We start from the raw sequence: 21,938 nt of genomic DNA on the forward strand, positions 1-21,938 counted from the left end.
TATGCAATTTCAGAGGGCAGGGGAGAGCGGGCGATGCAGTCGGGGCGCGAGAAGGCCTACGCGTATCTCAAGGACAGCGTGCTGACCGACCCGGAGATGCAGGACCGGTTCCTGTCCGAGCAGGAGATCGCGGACCGCATCGGTGTCTCCCGCACTCCGATCCGCGAGGCCCTGCTGCTGCTCGCCGCCGAGGACCTGGTGCGGCTGGTGCCCAAGCGCGGCGCGCATATCGCCCCGCTCTCCGGCCGCGAGATCAGGGAACTGATGGAGATGCGCGGTCTGATCGAGCGCTTCGCCGCGAAGCGTACGACGGATCACGGGACCGCACCCGTCGGCGAGATGGCGGAGGTCCTGGCCCACCAGGACACCCTGCGGGGTGAGGCGACCACCAAGGAGTTCATCGACGCCGACCACCGCTTTCACGCCACTCTTGTGGCCGCCGTCGGCAACACGTTGATGAGCCGCCAGTACGACGCCCTGCGCAGCCGCCAGATCCGGGCCGGCGTCCTGGCCCTCTACCGCTCCGGCAACCGCCAGGACGAGGTACTTGCCGAGCACCGGCAGATCCTCGACGGCTTGGTGGCCGGCGACGCCGCGGCCGCCTGTGCGGCCATCGACAGCCACATCGAGGCGACCCAGCGCATCCTCCTGGCCGCCTGACCCGCGGCGGCCAGGGCCTACAGCTTCCGGTTGTCCAGCACCGCCACGGCCCGCCGCACCCGGGTGGCCTCCTCGGGGTCCACGTCCGCGACCAGCAGGTCGGCCGTGCCGCCCAGCTGAGCGCGGACGGTCCCGTCGGGCCCGATCAGCGCGGTGTGCCCGACGCCGTTCGGAGCCTCGGCGGGGGCCTCCGGATCGGCCTGCGGATCCGGGGCGGCCTGGTCGACGGCCGCGAGCCAGAGCGTCGCGTCCAGGGCGCGCGCCCGCACCAGCAGATCCCACTGCGCGCGCTTGCCCGGCCCCGCGGCCCAGGACGCGGGCAGCAACGACAGCGTCGCCCCCGCGTCCGCATGCGCCCGGAACAGCTCCGGGAACCGCAGGTCGTAGCACGTCGCCAGGCCCACCCGGACGCCGTCGACATCGATGGTCACCACCCGGTGGCCCGGGGCGACCGTGTCGGACTCCCGGAAGCCGAAGGCGTCATACAGATGGATCTTGTCGTAGGACTCCTCGACCTCGGGTCCGGTGGCCAGCAGGGTGTTGGCCACCCGCCCGTCGGGCGCAGGGGTGAACATGCCCGCCACCACCGTCACCCCCGTCTCCCGGGCAACCGCCCTGACCCCCTCGGCCCACGGCCCGTCCAGCGGCTCGGCCACCGCGGCGAGCGGCGCCCCGAACCGCACCATGGCCGCCTCGGGCAGGACCACCAGCCGGGCCTCCTCGCGCGCCGCGCGACGGACCTGGTCCTGGACGTCCACGAGGTTTTCCTTGGGATCGGTCGATGCCGTCATCTGGCACAGCGCGATGCGCATACGGATCTCTCTTCTCTCGTGCCGGTCGGTGTCGTCGGAACTCTGCGGAACCTGGTGCCGGGCGGACCGCCTCAGCGGCCGGGTGCCTCCCGGACCATCCTCCCCGGCGACCGCCCGGCGCCCTTCGCCGGGCGGGTGAACTCCTCGTCCTCATCGTGCGCCGGATCCCGCCCCAGCAGCACGCCCACGATGGTGACCACGGCGGTTCCGGCCAGATACAGCGCCAGCGGCAGCCAACTGCCGAACGAGCCGAGCAGCGCGGTGAACAGCAGCGGAGCGACGGCCCCGCCGATCACCCCGGCCAGGGTGTACGCCAGCGACGACCCGGTGTAGCGCAGCCGCGGGGTGAACTGCTCGGCGACGAACGCGGCCTGCGGCCCGTACAGCAGGGAGTGGATCGCCAGCGCCACCACCACGCCCAGCACCAGCAGTCCCCAGGAACCGCTGTCCGCCATCGGGAAGAACACAAACGGCCACACCGCGGCGGCGACCGCGCCACCGAGGTACATCCGGCGCCGGTTCCAGCGGTCCGACAGCGCCCCGGCCAGCGGGATCAGCACGATCTGCAGCGCCGAGCCGATCAGTACGGCCGCCAGCGCCTTTCCCCGGGGCAGGCCAAGGTGCTCGGTGGCGTAGGTGAGGACGAAGACGGTGAACATCGCATAGAGCACGTCCGGCGCGACCCGGCTGAGGATCGCGGCCACCAGGGCCCGCGGCTGGGTCGTGAACACCTCGCGGATCGGCGCCTCGGACCGGTTGCCGCTCGCCTCCATGGCCCGGAACACCGGGGTCTCCTCCAGGCGCACCCTGATCCACAGCCCGAAGACCACCAGGACGCCGGAGAGCAGAAAGGCGATCCGCCAGCCCCAGGCCAGGAACTGCTGCTCGGTCAGGAGCGAGCCGAGGGCCGCCAGCACGCCGTTGGCCAACAGATTGCCGGCGGGCGGGCCGATCTGCGCCGCCGAGGCCCAGAAGCCGCGCTTGCGGGAATCCCCGTACTCGCTGGTCAGCAGTACGGCGCCACCCCATTCGCCGCCGACGCCGACGCCCTGGGCGAAGCGCAGGGCGACCAGCGCGGCCGGCGCGGCCGGGCCGATGGCGGCCTGGGTGGGCAGCAGGCCGATCAGCACCGTGGCGGTCCCGATCAGCACCAGCGTCGCCACCAGCACCTTCTTGCGGCCGATCACATCCCCCAGCCGCCCGAAGAGGAACCCGCCGAGCGGCCGCGAAACGTAGCCGACGGCATAGGTGGAGAACGCCAGCAGGGTGCCGGTCAGCGCGTCGGCCGACGGGAAGAAGAGCTTGCCGAAAACCAGCGCCGAGGCGGCCGAGTAGACCGCGAAGTCGTACCACTCCAGCGAGGTGCCGGTCAGGCTGGCGACGAAGGCGCGCACCAGCGCGCCACGGTCGGGGCGGGGCGCCTTGCGGAGCTGCGCCCCGGGGTGTTCTTCGTTGTCCATGGGTCAGGGCCACCTCGGAGTCGGTTGCTGCACTGCAGGGCATACTTGCTGTATACAAGGCGTATGCGCAACCCTTCCGGGGAGCGAATTTACTTCCGCGCAACCCACTGTGACCTGGAGGAACCATGGCCGCTCTGACCTTCGAGCTCCCTGACGGAACACAGCGCAGGGTCGAGGTGTCGAGGCTGCTCAACGCCGGATACGCCGGCCGCAGCCAAGCCGATGTGGCCGCCCATGTCGCGGAACTGGTCGAACTCGGCGTGCCCGCACCGTCCACCGTCCCCGCTCTCTACCCGGTCGCGCCCTACCTGGGCCAGCAGACCGCCGAGGTCCCGGTGCAGCACGCCCGCACCTCGGGCGAGGCGGAGTGGGCACTGGTCGTGGACGAGACGGGGGACCTGCTGCTCACCGCGGCCTGCGACCACACCGACCGTGCACTGGAGGCGCACGGCGTGGCCTGGAGCAAGAACGCCGGCCCCGATGTGCTCGCCCGTACGGCATGGCGCCTTGCCGATGTCGCCGACCGCCTCGACACCCTGACCCTGCGTTCCTGGGTGACCCCCGTCGGCGGCGGCGAGGAAGTCCTCCTCCAGGACGGGACGGCGGGTGAGCTGCTGACTCCCGGCTACTGGGCCGAGGTCCTGCGTGAGCGCGGTGACCTGCGGCCCGGCACGGTCCTGATATCGGGCACCATCCCGATGCGGGAGGGCGTCGACCAGTTCGCGGCCCGCTGGCGCGTCGAACTCGCGGACCCGGCCACCGGGAACGTCATCGCCCTGGCCTATGACGTCGTTCCGATGCCGGAGCCGATCGGCTGATCCGCCGGCGGGCGCCGCAGTCGACCGGCTGATCAGCCGGCGTGCCCCCCGGGCCGCTCGGTTGACCCGCCGGCCCGCCCGCGGGCATCGCCGCCGCCCAGGACGGCGGGCCGGGCAGGCGCCCCTCCCGGTGGAGGCGCCTGCCCGGCCCGTACGGGACCGGATCCCGCGGCCGCCGCGGTACGGCGAGGGCTCAGACGCCGGCCGCCTCCCTGCCCGTGCCGGCGATCTCCTCCGGGCGCAGCAGGGCGGCGAGCCGGTCGGCCGGGAGCAGCCCCTGCTCCAGGACCAGTTCGGCGACGCCGCGCCCGGTGGCGAGCGCTTCCTTGGCGATCGCGGTGGCCGCGGTGTAGCCGATGTGCGGGTTGAGCGCGGTGACCAGCCCGATGGAGTTCTCCACGCTTGCGCGCAGCGTCTCGGTGTTGGCGGTGATGCCCGCGACGCAGCGCTCGGCGAGGGTGCGGCAGGCGGCCCCCAGGTGGGTGATGCTCTCCGAGAGGGAGTGCAGGATCACCGGCTCGAAGGCGTTGAGCTGGAGCTGGCCCGCCTCGGCGGCCATGGTGATGGTGACGTCGTTGCCGATGACCTCGAAGGCGACCTGGTTGACGACCTCGGGGATCACCGGGTTGACCTTGCCGGGCATGATGCTCGAACCGGCCTGCACCGGCGGCAGGTTGATCTCCGCGAGGCCCGCCCGCGGTCCGGAGGAGAGCAGCCGCAGATCGTTGCAGCTCTTGGAGAGCTTGACGGCGACGCGCTTGAGGACACCCGACAGATGGACGAACGCCCCGCAGTCCTGGGTGGCCTCGACGAGGTTGGCGGCGGTGACCAGGGGCAGGCCGGTGAGGGCGGCCAGGTGCTCGCGGGCCGCTTCGGCGTAGCCCCGGGGGGCGTTGAGGCCGGTGCCGATGGCCGTGGCGCCGAGGTTGATCTCGTGGATGAGCAGGACGGCCTCCGCCAGCCGGCTCTGGTCCTCCTCCAGCATCACCGCGTAGGCCGAGAACTCCTGGCCCAGGGTCATCGGCACGGCGTCCTGGAGCTGGGTGCGCCCCATCTTGAGGACGTCGCGGAACTCCTCGGCCTTGGCGGCGAAGGCCTCACGCAGCACGGTCATCGCTTCGAGCAGTTCCCGTACGGCGATGATCGTGGCGACATTGACGGCCGTCGGGTAGACGTCGTTCGTCGACTGGCTGAGGTTGACATGCTCGTTGGGGTGCAGCCGGCCGTAGTCGCCCTTGTCGTGCCCCAGGATCTCCAACGCCCGGTTGGCGATCACCTCGTTGGCGTTCATGTTCGTCGACGTACCTGCACCGCCCTGGATGACATCGACGATGAACTGGTCGTGCAGCTGCCCGCCGTCCCGGATCTCCCGGCAGGCGGCGGCGATGGCGTCGGCCCGCTCGGAATCGAGCAGCCCCAGATCCTCGTTGGCGCGGGCCGCGGCCTCCTTGACGGCGGCGAGCGCATCGATCAGGTGCGGGTAGGTGGCGATCGGCGTACCGGTGATGGGGAAGTTCTCCACGGCGCGCAGGGTGTGCACGCCCCAGTACGCGTGGGCGGGTATCTCGCGGTCGCCGAGCAGATCGTGTTCGCGGCGGTGGCCGGCGGCAGTCATGGTGCAGGTGGTCCTTTGTGAGGCGGGGGAGGGGAGGAGGAGAGCAGGGGGGGCGCGGGATAAGTGACGGTGTGTCAGGTTCCGGCTCCCGGAGCCAGCGCGTCCGTCGCCCGCAGTGTGCCGACCGGTGCGCCACCGCCGATGACGGGTGTGGCGGCGAAGGGGGCGAGGACGGCCGGGTCGACTCCGCAGTGCGCCAGGGCCGCCGCCGTCACCGGCATCCGGGCGCGGTCGGCACCGTCGGCTATCTTCACGCCGACCGCCCGCCCGTCCGGCAGTGCCGCGATCTGCACCCCCTCGAAGCCGTCCTTGGCCAGCAGGCCCGGCACCGCCCGCACCAGGCGGGCCACGTCCCGGCCGCTGCCGGAGACCATCGCCGGGTGCTCGCGCATGGCGTGGGCGACCCTGCCCTCGTCGGTGCCGGGGGCGGCCGTCGCCAGCCGGGCCGCGGCCCGGGCCAGACCGTGCAGGGACACGGAGAACAGCGGGGCGCCGCAGCCGTCGACGGTGACGTGGGCGATGTCCTGGCCGGTGAGGTCCGCCACGGTCGCGGCGAGCTCCCGCTGCAATGGATGTCCCGGGTCGAGGTAGTCGTCCAGCCGCCGGCCCCGGGTGCGGGCGGTCAGCAGCATGGCCGCGTGCTTGCCCGAGCAGTTCTGCGCGAGCCGGGTGGGCCCGAGGCCGCGGCGGATCCACTCGTCCCGTACGGCGGGGTCGTACGGCAGATCGGGGACATTGCGCAGGTCGTCCTCGGTGAGCTGGCCGAGGGCCAGGATGTCCCGCGCGGCGGCCAGGTGCGGTTCCTCGCCGGAGTGGCTGGCCGCGACGAGGGCCAGCAACGGGTCGTCCAGCGGCGGCAGCCCAGCGCGCAGCAGGCCGACCGCCTGGAGAGGCTTGAGTGCCGAGCGCGGATAGAACGCGGCCTCGATGTCGCCCGCCTGGAATTCCACGCTCCCGTCGGCCGCCAGCACCACGACCGAGCCGTGGTGGACACCCTCGACGAGTCCGCCGCGCACCACATGGGCGACGGGCACGTGGGCCGGTTCGCGGATCACGGGCGGTTCGCCCGGGGCGCGGTACGACGGCAGGGTGGTGCTGCTCTGACTCATGATCAGTTCTCGGTGCTTTCCGTGCTGTTGGTGCTATTGGTGCTGTCACTGCTGCGTGTGCTGTCAGTACTGCTGGCGCTGCCACTGCTGCCACTGCTGCCGGTGTTGCCGGTGCCGTCGGTGGGCGCGGGCCCGCCGCTCCCGCCCGCTGCTGCGTCCCGGAGGGCGCCGACCCGGCCCCGTACCAGGAACCAGCCGCCGACCAGCAAGGCCACGATCGCGGGCAGGGCCAGCACGGTGGTACGGCCGGCTCCGCCGTCGGCCCACATCAGCACCAGGACGAAGGCCAGGAAGGCCAGCGTCACGCTCTCGGTCCAGGGCGAGCCGGGGAGCCGGTAGCCGGGGCGGACGAGCAGCCCGGCCCGGGCCTTCCGCCAGAAGAGCAGATGACAGACCATGATCATGGCCCAGGTGCTGAGGATGCCGATCGCCGCGAAGTTCAGCACGATCTCGAACGCCTCGCTCGGCACGACGTAGTTGAGGCCCACGCCCAGGACGCAGATCCCCGAGGTGAGCAGGATGCCGCCGTAGGGCACCTGGCTCCGGCTCATCACCCCGGTGAACCGCGGCGCGGAACCGGACATCGCCATCGAGCGCAGAATGCGCCCGGTGGAGTAGAGGCCGGAGTTGAGGCTGGACATCGCGGCGGTGAGCACGACGAGGTTCATCACGCCGCCCGCGGCCGGTATCCCGACACGGGACAGCACGGTGACGAAGGGGCTCTCGGCGGCCGAGTACGAGGTCCAGGGCAGCAGCATCGCCAGCAGCACCACCGAGCCCACGTAGAACAGCGCCACCCGCCACATGATGGAGTTGATGGCCTTCGGCATGACCTTCGCAGGATTCGCGGTCTCGCCCGCCGTGACCCCGACCAGCTCGACCGACGCGTAGGCGAACACCACACCCTGGATGACCAGCAGCATCGCCAGCGCCCCGGTCGGGAAGACCCCGCCGTGGTCGGCGATCAGCGAGGGGCCGGGGGTGGTGGTGCCGACCGGGTGCCGGGTGACGAGCAGGAAGATGCCGATCAGCATGAAGACGACCAGCGCACCGACCTTGACGATCGAGAACCAGAATTCCAGCTCGCCGAAGATCTTCACCGAGATGAGGTTCACGGTCAGCACGACCGCGAGCGCGATCAGCGCGATCACCCACTGCGGGACGTTGGAGAACATGCCCCAGTAGTGCGTATAGGTCGCCACCGCCGTGATGTCGGCGATTCCGGTGGTCGCCCAGTTCAGGAAGTACATCCAGCCCGCGACGAACGCCCCCTTCTCACCGAGGAATTCGCGGGCGTACGACACGAACGCACCCGAGGACGGCCGGTGCAGCACCAGCTCACCCAGCGCGCGCACCACCAGGAACGCGAACAGACCGCAGACCGCGTACGCCAGCGCCAGCGACGGCCCGGCGCCGGCGAGCCGGCCGCCGGCGCCGAGAAAGAGCCCGGTGCCGATGGCCCCGCCGATCGCGATCATGTTGATGTGCCGGGACGTGAGGGACTTCTGATAGCCGGCGTCACCGGCGTCCACATGCCCGCCGGACGGCCGCTCCGTGCCGTCCTGCCCCGCTCCCTGTCGTTGCTGCCGTTCCGCCTGCCGGAGGGATTGCTCGCTCACGCGTGATCCTCGTCTTCCGTGGAGGGGCTCGCACGGTGTGGTGGCCGCACGATGGTGGTCAGCGTCGTCTCGACGCGTGCGAGGTGGTGTGCCATGGCTTCCACCGCGTCGTGCTCACTGCTGTCGACAAGCGCCTCGACGATCGCCCGGTGCTCGCGGTTCGACTGCTCGCGCCGCCCGCCGAGCTCATTGAGGAAAGCCGACTGGCGGGCCAGCGCATCGCGGATCTCCTCGATGACCCGGCGAAAGACCGGATTGCGGGCCGCCTGGGCGACGGCGAGATGGAAGAGGGAGTCCATCGCCACCCATGCGGTGGTGTCGGTCTCCTGCTCCATCCGCTCCAGCAGACGGTTCAGCTGATCCAGATCCTCCGGCGTGCGGCGCACTGCCGCGTAACCGGCCACCGGGATCTCGACGTGCCGGCGCACTTCCAGGAGGTCGCTCGCCGCGTAGTCGCCGAAGGTGGGGTCCGCCACCGCGCCGTCGGAGACGACGAAGGTGCCCTTGCCGGTACGCGAGACGGTCAGCCCCATGGTCTGGAGTGCGCGCAGCGCCTCCCGGAGCACGGGTCTGCTCACTTCCAGCCGACGGCAGAGCTCCGCCTCGGAGGGGAGCTTGTCCCCGACCGCGTAGTCACCCCGCTCGATGGCGTCGCGCAGATGGTGCAGGACCGCTTCCATCGCGCTGATCCGGCGGGGAGTCTCGCCAGCTGTCTGGCTGTCTGACAGGTTCACCCCGGGATCGTCAGGCCCGGCCGGGGGAGCTGTCAAGAGAGGGAGCGCAGGGGATTTCCCTCGGGGCCACCCTTGCGCCTCTTCGTGACGACGCCGCTACTGCCGGTGCTGCGTCTGCTGCCCCGGCTGCCCGTTGCCACGGAAATCGACCATGGGGAAGACCGTGTCGTAGCGGCGCCCGCCCATGGCGAGACGTCGGGCTCGCAACACCGTGCGGTCCGCGCGGGGATGTTCCGCCGGCAGGCGGAGGAGCCTGCTGTCGTTCCAGGCACTGTCCCGGGCCGTGCCGAGTTCCAGCAGGGTGTCGGGCGCCGTATGCGGATTGGCGGCCAGCGCACGCCGGACGAAGGGGTACGGGCTTCGTGCGAGTCGATGCAGGACGGAGCTGTCGTTCTCGGTACGCGCCACTTCGAGGTAGCCGGCAGGCGTAGGCACGGACATGGCTCCTACGTCAGTGAGTGTGTGCCCAGCGGTAGCGGTGTTCGGGGCGGCCGGTGTCGCCGTATTTGAGGGTGAGCGTGATGTGGCCGCTGCGTTCGAGGTGTTTGAGGTAGCGCTGGGCCGTGGAGCGGCTGACGCCGGCGCGTTCGGCGACCTCGTGGGCGGACAGCGGGTGCCCGGCCGCGTCCAGGACCCGGCGGATCAGGTCGACGGTCGCCGCCGAGTGGCCTTTGGGGAGTTCGGTGTGCGGCGAGTCGGCGGTCCGGAAGGCGCCGAAGATCCGGTCCACCTGCTCCTGGCCCGCCTCGCCGCGGCCCCCCACCCCCGCCACGGTGCGGCGCAGCGCCGCATAGCCTTCGAGCTTGGCGCGCAGCCCGGAGAAGCCGAACGGTTTGACGAGGTATTGCAGCGCACCGCAGCGCATCGCGTCCTGGACCGTGGCGACATCACGGGCCGCCATCACCATGATCACGTCGGTGCGGTGGCCGAGTTGGCGCAGCCGTGGCACCAGCGCCAGGCCCGTTTCGTCGGGGAGATAGTGGTCGAGCAGTACCAGATCCGCGGGGGTGCGCTCCAGGGCGGCCAGCGCCTGCGCGGCGGTGTGGGCACGGCCGGTGACCCGGAAGCCGGGTACCTGGGACACATACGCGGCGTTGATCTCGGCGACGTGGAAGTCATCGTCCACGACCAGGACATCGATCATCGTGATGCTCCCCTCGGCAGGGGTCTTCGCTCCGGCGGCCCCGTTTGCTCGCGGTGCCCCGTTTCCTCGTGGCGCCCCGTTTCCGTGCAGTGCCCCGTTTCCGCGCGGCGCTCCGGCCGTCGTGGCACTCCGGTCACCGTGGTGCTCCTTTCGTCGTGTCGCGTGCGCTTCACCGTGGCTCCCCCGCGGCGGTGAGCCGGCGTCCGGGCGCGTCCTCGTGCCGCGCGAGTGCTTCGGGGAGGACGACGGTGAAGACCGCACCGCCGCCCGCGCGGGCGGTCACCCGGGCCATCCCGCCGTAACGCTCGGCGAGCCGGCGCACCAGCGCCAGGCCGATGCCCCGGCCGCGGTCGAAGGCCACCGCGCGCGCGGACGACCGGGCTCCGGGGGCGGGCGGGGCGGCCTTGGTGGACCAGCCCTCGGCGAAGATCCGCTCCCGTAGCTCCGGCGGCACCCCCGGCCCCGTGTCCGATACCCGCAGCACGGCGGTGGTGTGCTCGGCCCGCAGCTCCACCTCGACGAACGGCTCGTCGCAGCGGCGCTCCCCGGTGGCGTCCAGCGCATTGTCGATGAGGTTGCCCAGCACGGTCACCAGGTCGCGCGGGTCGACCACCGTATCGGGCAGCAGCGTCGCGGACGACACCCGCAGCGACACCCCGCGTTCGGCAGCGACGGCGGCCTTGCCGACGAGCAGTGCGGACAGCAGCGGATCGTGCACCCGCTCCGCGATCTGTTCCGCGGAGGCCCGCTGGGCGCTGGCCACTTCGCTGACGAACTCCACCGCCTTTTCGTACCGGCCCAGTTCCAGCAGCCCGCGCAGGGTGTGCAGTTGATTGGCGTGCTCGTGGTCCTGGGCCCGGAGCGCGTCCAGCAGCCCCTGCGTGCCGTCCAGTTCGCGGCCCAGCAGTTCCAGCTCGGTGCGGTCCCGCAAGGTCACCACCGCCCCGCCGTCCTGGGTCGGCATCCGGTTGGCGACCAGCACCCGTCCGCCGCTGACGGCCAGCAGATCCGCGCCGTCCACCCGCCCGGCCAGCACATCCGTCGTCCGTCCCGGCGGCAGTACCTCGTCCAGCGCCCGGCCGGCGGCCCGCGCGTCCAGGCCCAGCAGTCGCGCGGCCTCGTCGTTGACCAGCCGGATGCGGCCACGCCGGTCGAAGGCGACGACTCCCTCACGGATGCCGTGCAGCATCGCCTCCCGCTCGTCGAGCAGGGCGGAGATATCGGCGAACGCCACCCCGTGCGTACGGCGCCGCAGCCTCCGGGAGAGCGCGACCGCGGCCAGCACCCCGACGGCCAGCGCCGCGCCCGCATACCGCAGCAGCGCGGGGATGGTGCCGAACAGCCGTCCCCGGACACTGTCGTAGGCGATACCGACCGACACCGCACCGACGATCCGGCCGCGGCCGTCGCGCAGCGGCACCTTGGCGCGCGCCGACCGCCCGAGCGTCCCGGTGTCGATCTGCCGTACCTGCCGCCCGGCGAGGGTCCGGCTCGGGTCGGTGGAGACATGCCGGCCGATCTCGTCGGCGTGGGTGTGCGACCAGCGCACTCCGCGGGTGTCCATCACGACGACGTACAGCGCCCCCGTCGCGGTACGGATCCGCTCCGCTTCGGCCTGCACCGGCCCGTGCGCCGCCGGTTCGGTGGTGACCAGCTCCCTGGCGAGGTCCGGGCCTGCGGCGGTGGTCTGGGCGATGGACAGCGCCCGGCGCATCGCCTGGTCGTCCAGCTCGGAGCTGAGCGGGGCGAGGAACAGGCCGGTGGCGAGCACCATGACGCCGGTGGTCAGGGCGACTTGCGCGGTGAGCACCTGTGCAAAGACCCGTCGGGGCCAGCGGATCCGCATCGGGTCTCCCTTGTCTCCGGCCCTCCGCAGCTTTGCGGAACCGAATCTTCCATTTTTACTTCGCCATGACCGCACCGTAAGCCGTGCGTGAGTGCCCGCACACCCCCTGGTGATGACTTAGCCGTTCTAGCGTGAGCAAAATGAGCACAACAGGGTTTGCGCGCAGAAAGGCCGCTTGCGCCCACAAGGCTGCCGCTGTGGCCCGGATCACTCCTAGCCTCCCGACCCATGAACAGCCACACGAGCCCCGCTATCGAACTGCGGGGTACGAGCAAGGCCTTCCGGACTCCCTCGGGGGCGCTGCACACGGCCGTCCGGGACCTGGATCTGGTCGTCGAACGCGGTGAGTTCGTCGCGGTCGTCGGCCCCACCGGGTGCGGTAAGTCCACCACGCTGACCCTGGTCAGCGGCCTGGAAGAGCCCACGGAAGGTGACGTGCTGGTCGCCGGCGAGCCGGTCAGCGGCATCGGGGACAAGATCGGGTTCGTCTTCCAGCAGGACGCGGTCTTTCCCTGGCGCACCGTGCTGTCGAACGTGATGGCCGGCCCCCGCTTCCGCGGCGTACCGAAGCCCGAGGCCAGGGCGCGGGCACGGGAATGGCTCGCCCGGGTCGGTCTTGCGGCCTTCGAGGACCGCTATCCGCACCAGCTCTCCGGCGGGCAGCGCAAACGTGTCGCCCTCGCCGCGACCTTCGTCAACGACCCCGAACTCCTGCTCATGGACGAGCCGTTCTCCGCCCTCGATGTGCAGACCCGGGCGCTGATGTCGGACGAACTGCTGGAGCTGTGGTCGGGGACGGGCGCCTCCGTCGTCTTCGTCACCCACGACCTGGAGGAATCCATCGCCCTCGCCGACAAGGTGGTGGTCATGACCGCGGGCCCGGCCACCGTCAAAGAGGTCTTCCGGATCGATCTGCGGCGCCCCCGCAAGGTCGAGTCGGTCCGGCTGGAGCCGCGGTTCATCGAGATCTACCGGGAGATCTGGTCCTCGCTCGGCGAAGAGGTCCGTATCACCCGCGAGAGGGGTGCCGCGGATGTCGCCTGAGACCGCGCTTCCGGTCACGTCCCCGGCCGGAGCGGGCCGTACGGACCGCTCACAGGCCCGGGCCCGGGCCGCGCGCCACCACAAGCTCCTGGTCCACGGCACCCGGGTGCTGCTGCTCGTCGCACTGATCGGACTGTGGGAGTGGCTGGCCCGCGCCGCCGTCATCGACCCGTTCAACTTCGCCATGCCCTCCAGGATCTGGAACCAGATGAGCCAGTGGGCGCTGCACGGCACCCCGCAGGGCTCGCTGTGGGAGCAGATCTGGTACACGCTCTACGAAGCGCTCCTCGGCTGGGTGATCGGCGTCATCGCGGGTGTGGTGCTGGGGATCGCGCTCGGCCGGGTCCGCTTCCTGGCCGATGTGCTCGGCCCGTACATCAAGGTGCTCAACGCACTGCCGCGCATCGTCCTGGCCCCCATCTTCCTCATCTGGTTCGGCCTGGGGCCGGCCTCCAAGGTCGCCTCCGCCGTCGTCCTCGTCTTCTTCCCGGTCTTCTTCAACGCCTTCCAGGGCGCCCGGGAGGTCGACCGCAATCTGGTCGCCAACTCCCGGATCCTGGGCGCGAGCAACCGCCAGGTCACCCTGCAGGTGGTGATCCCCTCCGCCACCTCGTGGATCTTCACCAGCCTGCATGTCAGCTTCGGCTTCGCGCTGATCGGCGCGATCGTCGGCGAGTACATCGGGGCGACCAAGGGCCTGGGCCTGCTGGTCGCGGCGTCCCAGGGCACCTTCAACGCGGCCGGTGTGTACGCCGCGATGGTGATCCTCGCCGTCGTCGCCCTGCTCGCCGAGGGGCTGCTGGCCTTCCTCGAAAGGCGCCTCTTCCGCTGGAAGCCGGCCGACGCCGGCGACGGCCGCTGACTACGCCGGCGACGGCCGCTGACGACGCCGGCGACGGCCGCCGAGCCTCGCCCTCCCCCCGCAGGCCCCTTCCCCTTCCCCTTCCCCTTCCTCTTCCCCTTCCCATCCCGTTGCCCCTTCTGCCTTCGCCTTTCCCTTCCAGCTCACAAGGACGTGACCATGCCTACCGCACGGAAGATCTCGGCCGCCGTGGCCGCCACCGCCCTCGCCCTGACCGCCCTCACCGCCTGCGGCGGCTCCTCGGCCGTCGGCTCCGACGACAAGAACGGCAAGATCAAGATCATGGTGGGCGGCCTCGACAAGGTCATCTATCTGCCCGCGAGACTCACCCAGCAGCTCGGCTACTTCGAGGACGAAGGCGTCCACGTCACGCTGCTGACCGAGCCGGCCGGTGTGCAGGCCACCACCTCGCTGGTCTCCGGCGACGTACAGGGCGTCGTCGGCTTCTACGACCACACCCTCGATCTGCAGGTCAAGGGCAAGCAGGTGGAATCGGTGGTCCAGCTCGCGCACGCCCCCGGCGAGGTCGAGGTCGTCTCCGGCAAGGCGGCCGGCGAGCTCACCTCGGCCAAGGACTTCCGGGGCAAGAAGCTCGGCGTCACCGGCCTCGGCTCCTCCACCGACTTCCTGACCAAGTACCTCGCGGTGAAGAACGGGGTGCAGACCAACGAGTTCACCCCGGTGGCGGTCGGCGCCGGCCAGACCTTCATCTCGGCCCTCCAACAGGGCTCGATCCAGGGCGGGATGACCACGGATCCCACGGTGGCGCAGATCCTGGACAAGAAGCTCGGCAAGGTCCTCATCGACATGCGCACCCCCGAGGGCTCGAAGGAGGCGCTCGGCGGCCCCTACCCCTCGTCCAGCCTCTACATGAACACCGACTGGGTGAACAGCCACAAGGAGACCGTACGGAAGCTGGCCCGTGCCTTCGTGAAGACCCTCAAGTGGATGTCCACGCACACCCCCGAACAGATCGCCGCGAAGATGCCGTCCGACTACGCCCAGGGCGGCAAGGAACTGTACGCCCGGTCGATCAAGGACACCCTGCCGATGTTCACCAAAGACGGGGTGATGCCGGCCGACGGCCCCGCCACCGTCGAACGCGTCCTGAAGGCCTTCAACCCCAACCTCAAGAACGCCACGGTGGACTTGAAGAAGACCTACACCACCGCGTTCGTCAAATAGTCACCGCGTTCGTCACGGAGTCAGGGCCGGCCGGGTCGGCAAGCCCCCGGTCCCTCAGTGGCGCTCCAGCACGATGTCGTCGTGTGAGGCGAGCCGTTTCCAGCGGTCCTCCGGGACGCGTACGACGGGCATCAGATCGGCGGCAGGAAGAGGGCCGAGGTTCAGCGAGGTGAGCTCGGCGACATCCGTCACCGGCACCTGGAACGTCCGGAACGCGCCCAGGGGCGGCGGCGCCCCCGGCGTCGCCCCGGCCAGGGCCCGCTCGGCGTCCCAGATCAGGTCCGGGCTCTGGTCGAGTACGTACGCCGTCGCCGCCAGCTTGCCGTCCCGGAGGAACGCCGCCACCTTCCAGAAGCGCAGCGGTACCTGGACGCCCCGGTAGGGCGGGTCCGAGTCGTGCAGTACGGGCCCGGTGAGGACGGCCAGCTTGCGGCCGGGCCGGGCGGCGTGAGCGAGCAGGTAGTCCTCCAGCCCCTGCCAGACCTGCCTGCTCCGATTGCACACATCCGCCTGCGGGGCGGCATTCGTGTAGTGAAAGGTGTCCGCATCCGCCTGGTACGCCTCCGCGGCCTCGCCCCACACGGGGGCGGGCCGGCGCACCAGATGCCCCTTGTCCAGGGAGTTGTTCCGGTAGACCTCCTCGCCGGTCTGCCGGTCCTTGCCCAGCCGTGGATCGGGCCGCCAGTCGCACTCCCGCGGCACCTGCTCCAGCAGCCGCTCCCCGTCGATGCAGACCGCGGTGGCCGCCGCCATCCGCCGGTCCGGTCGCAGCACCACGGTGAAGTGGGTGTAGGGCAGCACCACCGTCTCCACGGCGGGGCCGGCGGGGATCGGCAGCGGTACCGGCACCCCGAGGAAGCGCTCGTCGTAGCCCGCACGGCCGGCCATGGACTGCCCGGACACCGTCCGGGTCACGGCCCCGGCGGCCCGCGGGGGCTCGGAAGGAATCATGCGGTCACCGCTTCCCGGCGGCACGGACCGCTGACCGGTGCCCACCGCGAAGCCACTCGAACAGCTGGGCGCTGCGGTAAGGCCCCGCCCGCAGGACGGTGCGGCCTTACGCAGGACAGCTCGGCCTCACTCGGCGGGGTAGATGTCTCCGCTGGCCATGCCGCTTTCCTGCTCACTCTGGGACAGGAGCCTGCGAGCCTTTTCCTGGAGCCGCTTTTGCTCCTCAGGGTCGCCGGTGTGTTCCGCGGCCGCCTGCAATTCCTGGGCCTTGTCGCGCATCTGCTGGATGCGTGCGTGGGATTCTCCTGTTGCGCTCATGATCTGTCCTTCACCGGTGTGATGTATGGAGAGCTCCACATACCAGCGAAGCAGGCTCGGCGGCCGTCGGCACTTCGAAGAGTCACGTCTCGTGGTGGGGCGGCTACGGTCGCGCTCACCGGAGGGGCACCGGCGGCTCCGCCCCCTTTTCCGGCAGCTTCGCGAAGCCGGTACGTCCACCGGCAGGCGACTGCCGAGGGGCGGCGCGCCCGGGCGTAGCGGCGTGTCTCCACCGGATGGCCTTCCTGAATGGCGGGGGCACACCGAAGGGACGTTGGCTGAAGCACAGCACTCTCAACGTCCACCGAGTGTCAGCGCTTCTGGTGTTTGACGCTCCCCTCGTTCAGTGGAGTCCCTCCATGACATCCGAACCAGCACTCTGTGGGGGCGACGCCGAACTGTCATCGACAGGACCCGGCGAGCACTTTCCGCCCATGCCCCCTGAGCACAACTCGTCCCACACACTTCTGTGGGAGGCAGTCACCCATCGGCCCTTGGAGGAAGTCGCCGCCCTGGTGGAACTGCTCAAGCGCAGCGGCGACGTTCCCAACCCCGGCGATGAAGCCCTGCGCATGGCGGTGGTTTCCCGGCCGGTGAGCGAGGTCGCCGCGCTCTTCGACATGCTGCGGGCCACCCCGCACACGGCGGAGTCGAGCCAGGAAGCGCTGCGCGCGGTGGCCGTCGACCGATCCGTCGAGGAGGTGGCGCAGCTGATCGAGCTGTTCGACCGTACGAAGGGTGGGAATGCCGGTCTCCATGACTCGGACGATCCCTTCCCGCCCGGCCCCGGTGGCTTCGGCGGCTCCAGTGGCTTCGGCGGCTCCAGTGGCTTCGGCGGCCCCGGTGGCCCCGGTGGCCACGGCGAACCCGAACCCACTGCGTCCATGCACGTACTCGACCCCGATGTCCGACCCCTGGACCGCAACGGGCAGCCGCTGTCCACCGCACAGCGCGAGTCCGCGATGGGCCGGCCGCCCCAGCACGCTCCCTGGTCCCGGCACCCCGCCGACCCCATGCGGCAGGGCGGCCCGGCGTGGGCTGCCTCGCCGGCCGAGGCGGCTCCGCAGCCGGGCTATGCGGTCCCCGGTGTGCTGCGGTCGGTACTGCGCTGGCCCGCGGCCGCTGCCCTGGCGCTGTGCGGTCTGAGCCATCTGCCGGTGCACGCGTCGCACCTGCAGGGCGCCCAGGCGGCCGCCGGGCTCTCCATGGCCATCGCCGTCGTGTACCTGCTGCTGGCCGGCTGGCTGGCGATGCGCGACACCGCCCTGGTCTGGACGGTGAGCGCCGCCGCGGCCATGATCATCATCGCCCTGCATGCGCTGTCCCGGGCCGGTGTCCTGTCTCCCCTGGGCAGTGGTCTGGGAGAGGCGGGCATGTGGCCCGAGCTGCTGGCAGTGGGGCTGGCAGTCGTCAGCGCCGCACTTGCGGGCGCGGCGCTGCTCTACCGCCCGCGCCGGGTGGGTCCGGCCGCCGCGCGCGCCTGACGGGCAACGGCGCAACGGCCGCCAAGGGCGCGGGCCGAGACCCAGGTCAGGGTCTCGGCCCGCGCCCTTGGCGGCCGTTGGCGTGCGCGGCCGTTGGCGTGCAGGGCCGCGGGTGCCTCGGGTGGTGGCCGAGCCGGAGATTCCTGCGGCGCCGGACCGACCGGGGCGGGCCCTTCCCTCCTCCGGCGCAGGCCGGCCGGCGGGTGTGTGCCCTGGTCGGTCCCCGGACCGGTAGGGGGTCATTCCTTGGCCGAATAGTGGCGCAGGACCCAGGCGGGCAGCACGAACCAGCAGACCACGAACCAGGCGACCAGCCCGGTGACGACCCAGGGGACGGCGGAGTTGTGCAGCGCGATGCGCAGGATCAGCAGCAGCGCGGAGGTGACCGTCCCCAGCAGGAGAACGATCCCCAGCACGGCCAGGCGGGAGGCCCACAGGACCGTCTCAGGCTTCAGCCGGTGCCCGGTGACCAGCCGGTGAAAGGTCACCGTACCGATCAGCGCGCCGGTCGTGGCCGCCCCCAGCAGGACCGTCACCACGTAGATGATCTTGTCCGTCGGCTCCAGCGTGGCGAAGCGCGGGGTGAAGACGACGGTGAGCAGGAACGCGAAGAGGATCTGCACACCGGTCTGGATGACCCGGACCTCCTGCAGAAGTTCGTTCCACCGCCGGTCGGCCCGCTCCTCCGGCGACTCATGGCGCCCCTGGGAGGTGTCACGCGGACCCAGCGGCGCCACCCGGACCCCCCTGCTGCTTCTCGTCGGTATGGAACACCAGCTCGCTGTCCTTCACCTCCACACGCACGGCGCCGCCCTGAGACAGCGCGCCGTCCAGCAACAGCCGCGAGAGCGCGTTGTCGACCTCGCGCTGGATGGTGCGCCGCAGCGGCCTGGCGCCGTATTCGGGCTGGTGGCCGCGGTGGGTGAGCCAGTCCACGGCACCGGGGGTGAAGTCGATCGAGATGTCCTGGGCGCGCAGCCTGCGGGTGGTCCCGTCCAGCAGCAGGCCGGTGATCTGCCGCAGCTGGTCGTCGGTGAGCCGGCGGAAGACGATGATCTCGTCGAGCCGGTTGAGGAATTCCGGGCGGAAGTGTTCGCGCAGCGATCCCAGCGCCCGTTCCCGCGCGCCGTCGCCCGCCTCCGTCCCCGTGACGTCCGGGCCGAAGCCGAGCACACCGCGGCCGCCGCTCAGCGCCTCGGAGCCGAGGTTGCTCGTCATCACGATGACGGTGTTCTTGAAGTCGACCCGGCGGCCCTGGGAGTCGGTCAGATGCCCGTCGTCGAGGACCTGCAGCAGGATGTTGAAGACGTCGGGGTGCGCCTTTTCGACCTCGTCGAGCAGCAGCAGCGCGTACGGGTGGTGGCGCACCGCCTCGGTCAGCTGGCCCGCGTCCTCGTGGCCGATGTATCCCGGGGGAGCGCCGACCAGCCGGCTGACCGTGTGCCGCTCCTGATACTCGCTCATGTCCAGGCGCACCATCCGCTCCTCGCTGCCGAACAGCGCCTCGGCGAGCGCGCGGGCCAGCTCGGTCTTGCCCACACCCGTCGGGCCGAGGAAGAGGAAGCTGCCGATGGGGCGGTCGGGGTCGGAGAGCCCGGCCCGGGACCGCAGGATCGCCTCGGAGACGGCCGTGACCGCGTCGTCCTGGCCGATCACCCGGGTGTGCAGCCGCTCCTCCAGGCCGAGCAGCAGCTCCTTCTCCTCCTGGGTCAGACTGCTCACCGGCACACCGGTCTGCCGCGACACGATCTCGGCGATGTCCTCGGCGGTGACCTGCACGATCCGGCGGTCGGTCGGCGGCTCGCCCCGGCCGGCCTCGATCCGCGCGGTGAGGGCGGCGACCCGGTCACGCAGCTCGGTGGCCCGTTCGTACTGTTCGGCCGCGACCGCCTGGTCCTTGTCCCGCACCACTTGCTCCCGCTCGCGTTCCAGATCGCGGACGTCGGTGGCCTTGGCTCCCGAGCGGAGCCGGACCCGTGCGCCCGCCTGGTCGAGCAGGTCGATCGCCTTGTCGGGCAGGAAGCGGTGGGCGATGTAGCGGTCCGAGAGCTCGACCGCCGCCAGCAGCGCCTCGTTGGTGTAGCGGACCTGGTGATGCGCTTCGTAGCGGTCCTGCAGCCCGCGCAGGATCTCCACGGTGTCGGCGACATCCGGCTCGGGCACCAGGATGGGCTGGAAGCGGCGGGCGAGCGCGGCGTCCTTCTCGATGTTGCGCCGGTACTCCTCCAGGGTGGTGGCGCCGATGACATGCATCTCGCCGCGGGCCAGGGCGGGCTTGAGCATGTTGCTCGCCTCCAGGGAACCCCCGTCCCCGCTGCCGCCGCCGGCGCCGACGACCGTGTGCAGCTCGTCGATGAAGACGATCAGCGAGTCGGGGTGCGCGCGGACCTCCTCGATGATGGCGTTCATCCGCTCCTCGAAGTCACCGCGGTAGCGGGTGCCGGCGAGCACGGACGTCAGGTCCAGGGCGACGACGCGCCGGCCCGACAGGTTCTCGGGGACGTCGCCGTCGGCGAGGCGCTGGGCCAGGCCCTCGACGATCGCCGTCTTGCCCACTCCCGCGTCGCCGACCAGCACCGGGTTGTTCTTCCCCCGGCGGGACAGCACCTCGATGGTCTGCTCGATCTGGTCCTCGCGGCCGATGACCGGGTCGATCCGGCCCGCCCGGGCCAGGTCGGTCAGATCGCGGCTGAACTTGTCCAGGGTCGGTGTGTCGTGCTTCGGCGGGGTGCCGTGCTCGGGGGCCGCGTGCGGGGCCCCGTGGCCGCTCTGCGGGGCGGCCTGCGGATCGAAGTGGGCGAGGTTCAGAATGCGCCCCGCTGCCGAGTCCATATTGGCCGCCAGCGCGTCCAGGACGTGCTCCGGGCCGATGTACGAGGCGCCGTTGTCCCGCGCCAGGTCGTGCGCGCCCAGCAGGGCCCGCTTGACCGCGGGGGTCACGGCGACGCTGGACTGCTTCGGCCCCGAACCGGCGCTGCTGTCGATCTCGGCCGCCAGCGCGTCGGGGTCGGTCCCCGCCTGCTGCAGCAGGGTGCGGGTCGGTTCGGCGGCGAGGGCGGCCCGCAGAAGGTGCTCGGTGCCGAGTTCCGGACTGCCGTGCTCGGCGGCGTAAGCCGCTGCGGAGGTCACCAGGTCCCGGGCGGGGCCGCTCATCATGCGCGCGATGTCCGCCTGCCGGGGCGCGGGCTGCCCCGGCTCACCGGTCGCGGACTGCGCGGCACCGAAGAAGCGGGCGAGGAAGTCACCGAACGAGTCCGGGCCGTAGCCCTCCGGACCCATGAATCCATTGCTCATGCGTGTCCGTTCCGCTGCCACGGCGGTACCGCGACATGCTGCCTTGTCGGGTTCCCTGTGCGGTTGCTGCGTGCCCTTGCCCGGCGGGTGCCCGCAAGCGGCGACGCCACACCACGCACATGGCTCCACTGCTTCAGGATCAGGGTCCGCCACCCCATCCGCACCCGGGCGGACCGGAGCCGGGAACCCGCGTCCGGCGGCGTTTCGCGCGCGAGCGGGCTGTTGGACCGTATGGCGCTTCCGGACGGCGCGGGCAACCGGAACACACTTGGCTCGCAGTGCTCATGACGATGCACGGTGTTCGGAGGGACGCGCGGATGGCCGTGGAGAGTGTTCCGGCCGGTGACGGCGAGCATCTGCTGCAGGAGTTCCTGACCGCCGTCCCTACCGCGCCCCCACGTCGATCGCCATGGCCGGCTGCCGCAGCGCCCGCCGGATGGGCGCCGCCCTGCCGGAACTCGTCAAGACCGTGGACGCGGTGCTCGCCGAGTGGCTGCCCGAGCAGTACTGCACCGGCACCGCCGCCCGGCCGCATCTCACCAGCGGGGTGCTGACCTGGTGCAACTGCGGCCATCCGCCGCCCTTGCTGATCCGCGACCACCAGGTGCACAAGGCGCTGGAGAGTCCGAGCGAACCTCCGATGGGCATGCCCGCCATGCTCGCCGAAGCCCCGCGCACGGTCCACCGGGAGGCCCTGGAGCCGGGGGACCGGGTGCTGCTGTACACCGACGGGGTGACCGAGGCCCGCACGGCCGGTGGCGGCCGCTTCGGCCTGGCGGGGTTCACCGACTCCATCATCCGGGCCACCGCGGTCGGTGAGCTCGCCTCGGAAGCGCTCCGCCAGCTGATCCACGTCATTCTGGAGAGCCGGCACGGCGGGCTGAGTGACGACGCCACGATCCTGCTCCTGGAGTGGCAGCCGCCCGGTACGCGGTGAGCCGGTGCCGGCAGTGCGACGGTGCGGTGTCACCTCTCCCGTGACG

The 21,938-nt window shown here is 71.3% G+C and carries 19 protein-coding genes and 1 pseudogene; 7 read left to right on the forward strand and 13 right to left on the reverse strand.

The annotated features are described in order from the left end of the window. Positions 1–33 precede the first annotated feature (33 nt). On the forward strand, positions 34–660 hold the full coding sequence (locus tag ACGFR7_RS19810) for a GntR family transcriptional regulator (protein ID WP_393320593.1): 627 nt from the start codon (positions 34–36) through the stop codon (positions 658–660). A 17-nt stretch (positions 661–677) separates the two neighbouring features. Here ACGFR7_RS19810 and ACGFR7_RS19815 read toward each other — a convergent pair whose 3' ends face one another. Both ACGFR7_RS19815 and ACGFR7_RS19820 read right to left on the reverse strand, forming a co-directional pair. Beyond that, a complete protein-coding gene (locus ACGFR7_RS19815; protein WP_393320596.1) occupies positions 678–1,472 on the reverse strand; it encodes a carbon-nitrogen hydrolase family protein in 795 nt (264 codons plus the stop codon). Between the two features lie 71 nt (positions 1,473–1,543). Beyond that, entirely contained in the window at positions 1,544–2,932 is a 1,389-nt protein-coding gene (locus tag ACGFR7_RS19820; RefSeq protein WP_393320599.1) for an MFS transporter, read from the reverse strand. A 125-nt stretch (positions 2,933–3,057) separates the two neighbouring features. On the opposite strand from ACGFR7_RS19820, the gene ACGFR7_RS19825 reads away from it, so the two are divergent. Beyond that, on the forward strand, positions 3,058–3,750 hold the full coding sequence (locus ACGFR7_RS19825) for a DUF2848 domain-containing protein (protein ID WP_393320602.1): 693 nt from the start codon (positions 3,058–3,060) through the stop codon (positions 3,748–3,750). Positions 3,751–3,943: 193 nt separating this feature from the next. On the opposite strand, the gene aspA is transcribed toward ACGFR7_RS19825, so the two are convergent. The 7 genes from aspA to ACGFR7_RS19860 all read right to left on the reverse strand — a co-directional run bounded on the left by aspA (position 3,944) and on the right by ACGFR7_RS19860 (position 11,817). Continuing rightward, positions 3,944–5,365: an aspartate ammonia-lyase gene (aspA, locus tag ACGFR7_RS19830; protein ID WP_393320604.1), complete on the reverse strand. Its 1,422-nt coding sequence runs from the start codon at positions 5,363–5,365 to the stop codon at positions 3,944–3,946. Positions 5,366–5,439: 74 nt separating this feature from the next. Next, a complete protein-coding gene (locus ACGFR7_RS19835; RefSeq protein WP_393320607.1) occupies positions 5,440–6,474 on the reverse strand; it encodes an asparaginase in 1,035 nt (344 codons plus the stop codon). 2 nt (positions 6,475–6,476) lie between these two features. Further along, a complete protein-coding gene (locus ACGFR7_RS19840) occupies positions 6,477–8,093 on the reverse strand; it encodes an amino acid permease (protein WP_393320610.1) in 1,617 nt (538 codons plus the stop codon). After that, positions 8,090–8,827 carry a FadR/GntR family transcriptional regulator gene (locus ACGFR7_RS19845; RefSeq protein WP_393320612.1) on the reverse strand — a complete coding sequence of 246 codons (738 nt, stop codon included), beginning with the start codon at positions 8,825–8,827 and terminating at the stop codon, positions 8,090–8,092. Before ACGFR7_RS19845 ends, ACGFR7_RS19840 begins: the two co-directional genes overlap by 4 nt. A 96-nt stretch (positions 8,828–8,923) precedes the next feature. Further along, positions 8,924–9,262 (reverse strand): hypothetical protein, encoded by a 339-nt coding sequence (locus ACGFR7_RS19850; protein WP_393320615.1) that lies wholly within the window; start codon positions 9,260–9,262, stop codon positions 8,924–8,926. 16 nt (positions 9,263–9,278) lie between these two features. Continuing rightward, positions 9,279–9,971, reverse strand: a complete 693-nt coding sequence (locus ACGFR7_RS19855; protein ID WP_393320618.1) for a response regulator — start codon at positions 9,969–9,971, stop codon at positions 9,279–9,281. A gap of 169 nt (positions 9,972–10,140) precedes the next feature. Continuing rightward, positions 10,141–11,817: an ATP-binding protein gene (locus ACGFR7_RS19860; protein WP_393320621.1), complete on the reverse strand. Its 1,677-nt coding sequence runs from the start codon at positions 11,815–11,817 to the stop codon at positions 10,141–10,143. Between the two features lie 228 nt (positions 11,818–12,045). Here ACGFR7_RS19860 and ACGFR7_RS19865 point away from each other — a divergent pair, with 228 nt between their 5' ends. From ACGFR7_RS19865 to ACGFR7_RS19875, 3 genes are all read left to right on the forward strand, one after another. Beyond that, positions 12,046–12,861 carry an ABC transporter ATP-binding protein gene (locus ACGFR7_RS19865; RefSeq protein ID WP_393320624.1) on the forward strand — a complete coding sequence of 272 codons (816 nt, stop codon included), beginning with the start codon at positions 12,046–12,048 and terminating at the stop codon, positions 12,859–12,861. Continuing rightward, on the forward strand, positions 12,851–13,723 hold the full coding sequence (locus ACGFR7_RS19870) for an ABC transporter permease (RefSeq protein WP_393320626.1): 873 nt from the start codon (positions 12,851–12,853) through the stop codon (positions 13,721–13,723). Before ACGFR7_RS19865 ends, ACGFR7_RS19870 begins: the two co-directional genes overlap by 11 nt. A gap of 159 nt (positions 13,724–13,882) precedes the next feature. Beyond that, entirely contained in the window at positions 13,883–14,908 is a 1,026-nt protein-coding gene (locus ACGFR7_RS19875; protein WP_393320629.1) for an ABC transporter substrate-binding protein, read from the forward strand. Positions 14,909–14,962: 54 nt separating this feature from the next. On the opposite strand, the gene ACGFR7_RS19880 is transcribed toward ACGFR7_RS19875, so the two are convergent. Together ACGFR7_RS19880 and ACGFR7_RS19885 are read right to left on the reverse strand one after the other, a co-directional pair. Continuing rightward, on the reverse strand, positions 14,963–15,859 hold the full coding sequence (locus ACGFR7_RS19880) for a DNA/RNA non-specific endonuclease (protein ID WP_393320632.1): 897 nt from the start codon (positions 15,857–15,859) through the stop codon (positions 14,963–14,965). 126 nt (positions 15,860–15,985) lie between these two features. Continuing rightward, positions 15,986–16,177, reverse strand: coding sequence for a DUF6381 family protein (locus ACGFR7_RS19885; RefSeq protein ID WP_393320635.1), 192 nt, complete (start codon positions 16,175–16,177; stop codon positions 15,986–15,988). 494 nt (positions 16,178–16,671) lie between these two features. Between ACGFR7_RS19885 and ACGFR7_RS19890 the strand changes: the two genes are divergently transcribed. Continuing rightward, entirely contained in the window at positions 16,672–17,661 is a 990-nt protein-coding gene (locus ACGFR7_RS19890) for a hypothetical protein (protein ID WP_393320638.1), read from the forward strand. Positions 17,662–17,900: 239 nt separating this feature from the next. Here the strand turns inward: ACGFR7_RS19890 and ACGFR7_RS19895 are convergent, their stop codons facing one another. Then, positions 17,901–18,398, reverse strand: a complete 498-nt coding sequence (locus ACGFR7_RS19895; protein ID WP_393320641.1) for a DUF6328 family protein — start codon at positions 18,396–18,398, stop codon at positions 17,901–17,903. After that, positions 18,376–20,955 (reverse strand): ATP-dependent Clp protease ATP-binding subunit, encoded by a 2,580-nt coding sequence (locus tag ACGFR7_RS19900; RefSeq protein ID WP_393320644.1) that lies wholly within the window; start codon positions 20,953–20,955, stop codon positions 18,376–18,378. Before ACGFR7_RS19900 ends, ACGFR7_RS19895 begins: the two co-directional genes overlap by 23 nt. A gap of 397 nt (positions 20,956–21,352) precedes the next feature. Between ACGFR7_RS19900 and ACGFR7_RS19905 the strand changes: the two are divergent. After that, positions 21,353–21,892: pseudogene (locus tag ACGFR7_RS19905) on the forward strand (PP2C family protein-serine/threonine phosphatase); the annotation flags it as partial. Positions 21,893–21,938: the final 46 nt, after the last annotated feature.

Source organism: Streptomyces sp. NPDC048516 (assembly GCF_043199875.1).
Classification (GTDB): domain Bacteria; phylum Actinomycetota; class Actinomycetes; order Streptomycetales; family Streptomycetaceae; genus Streptomyces.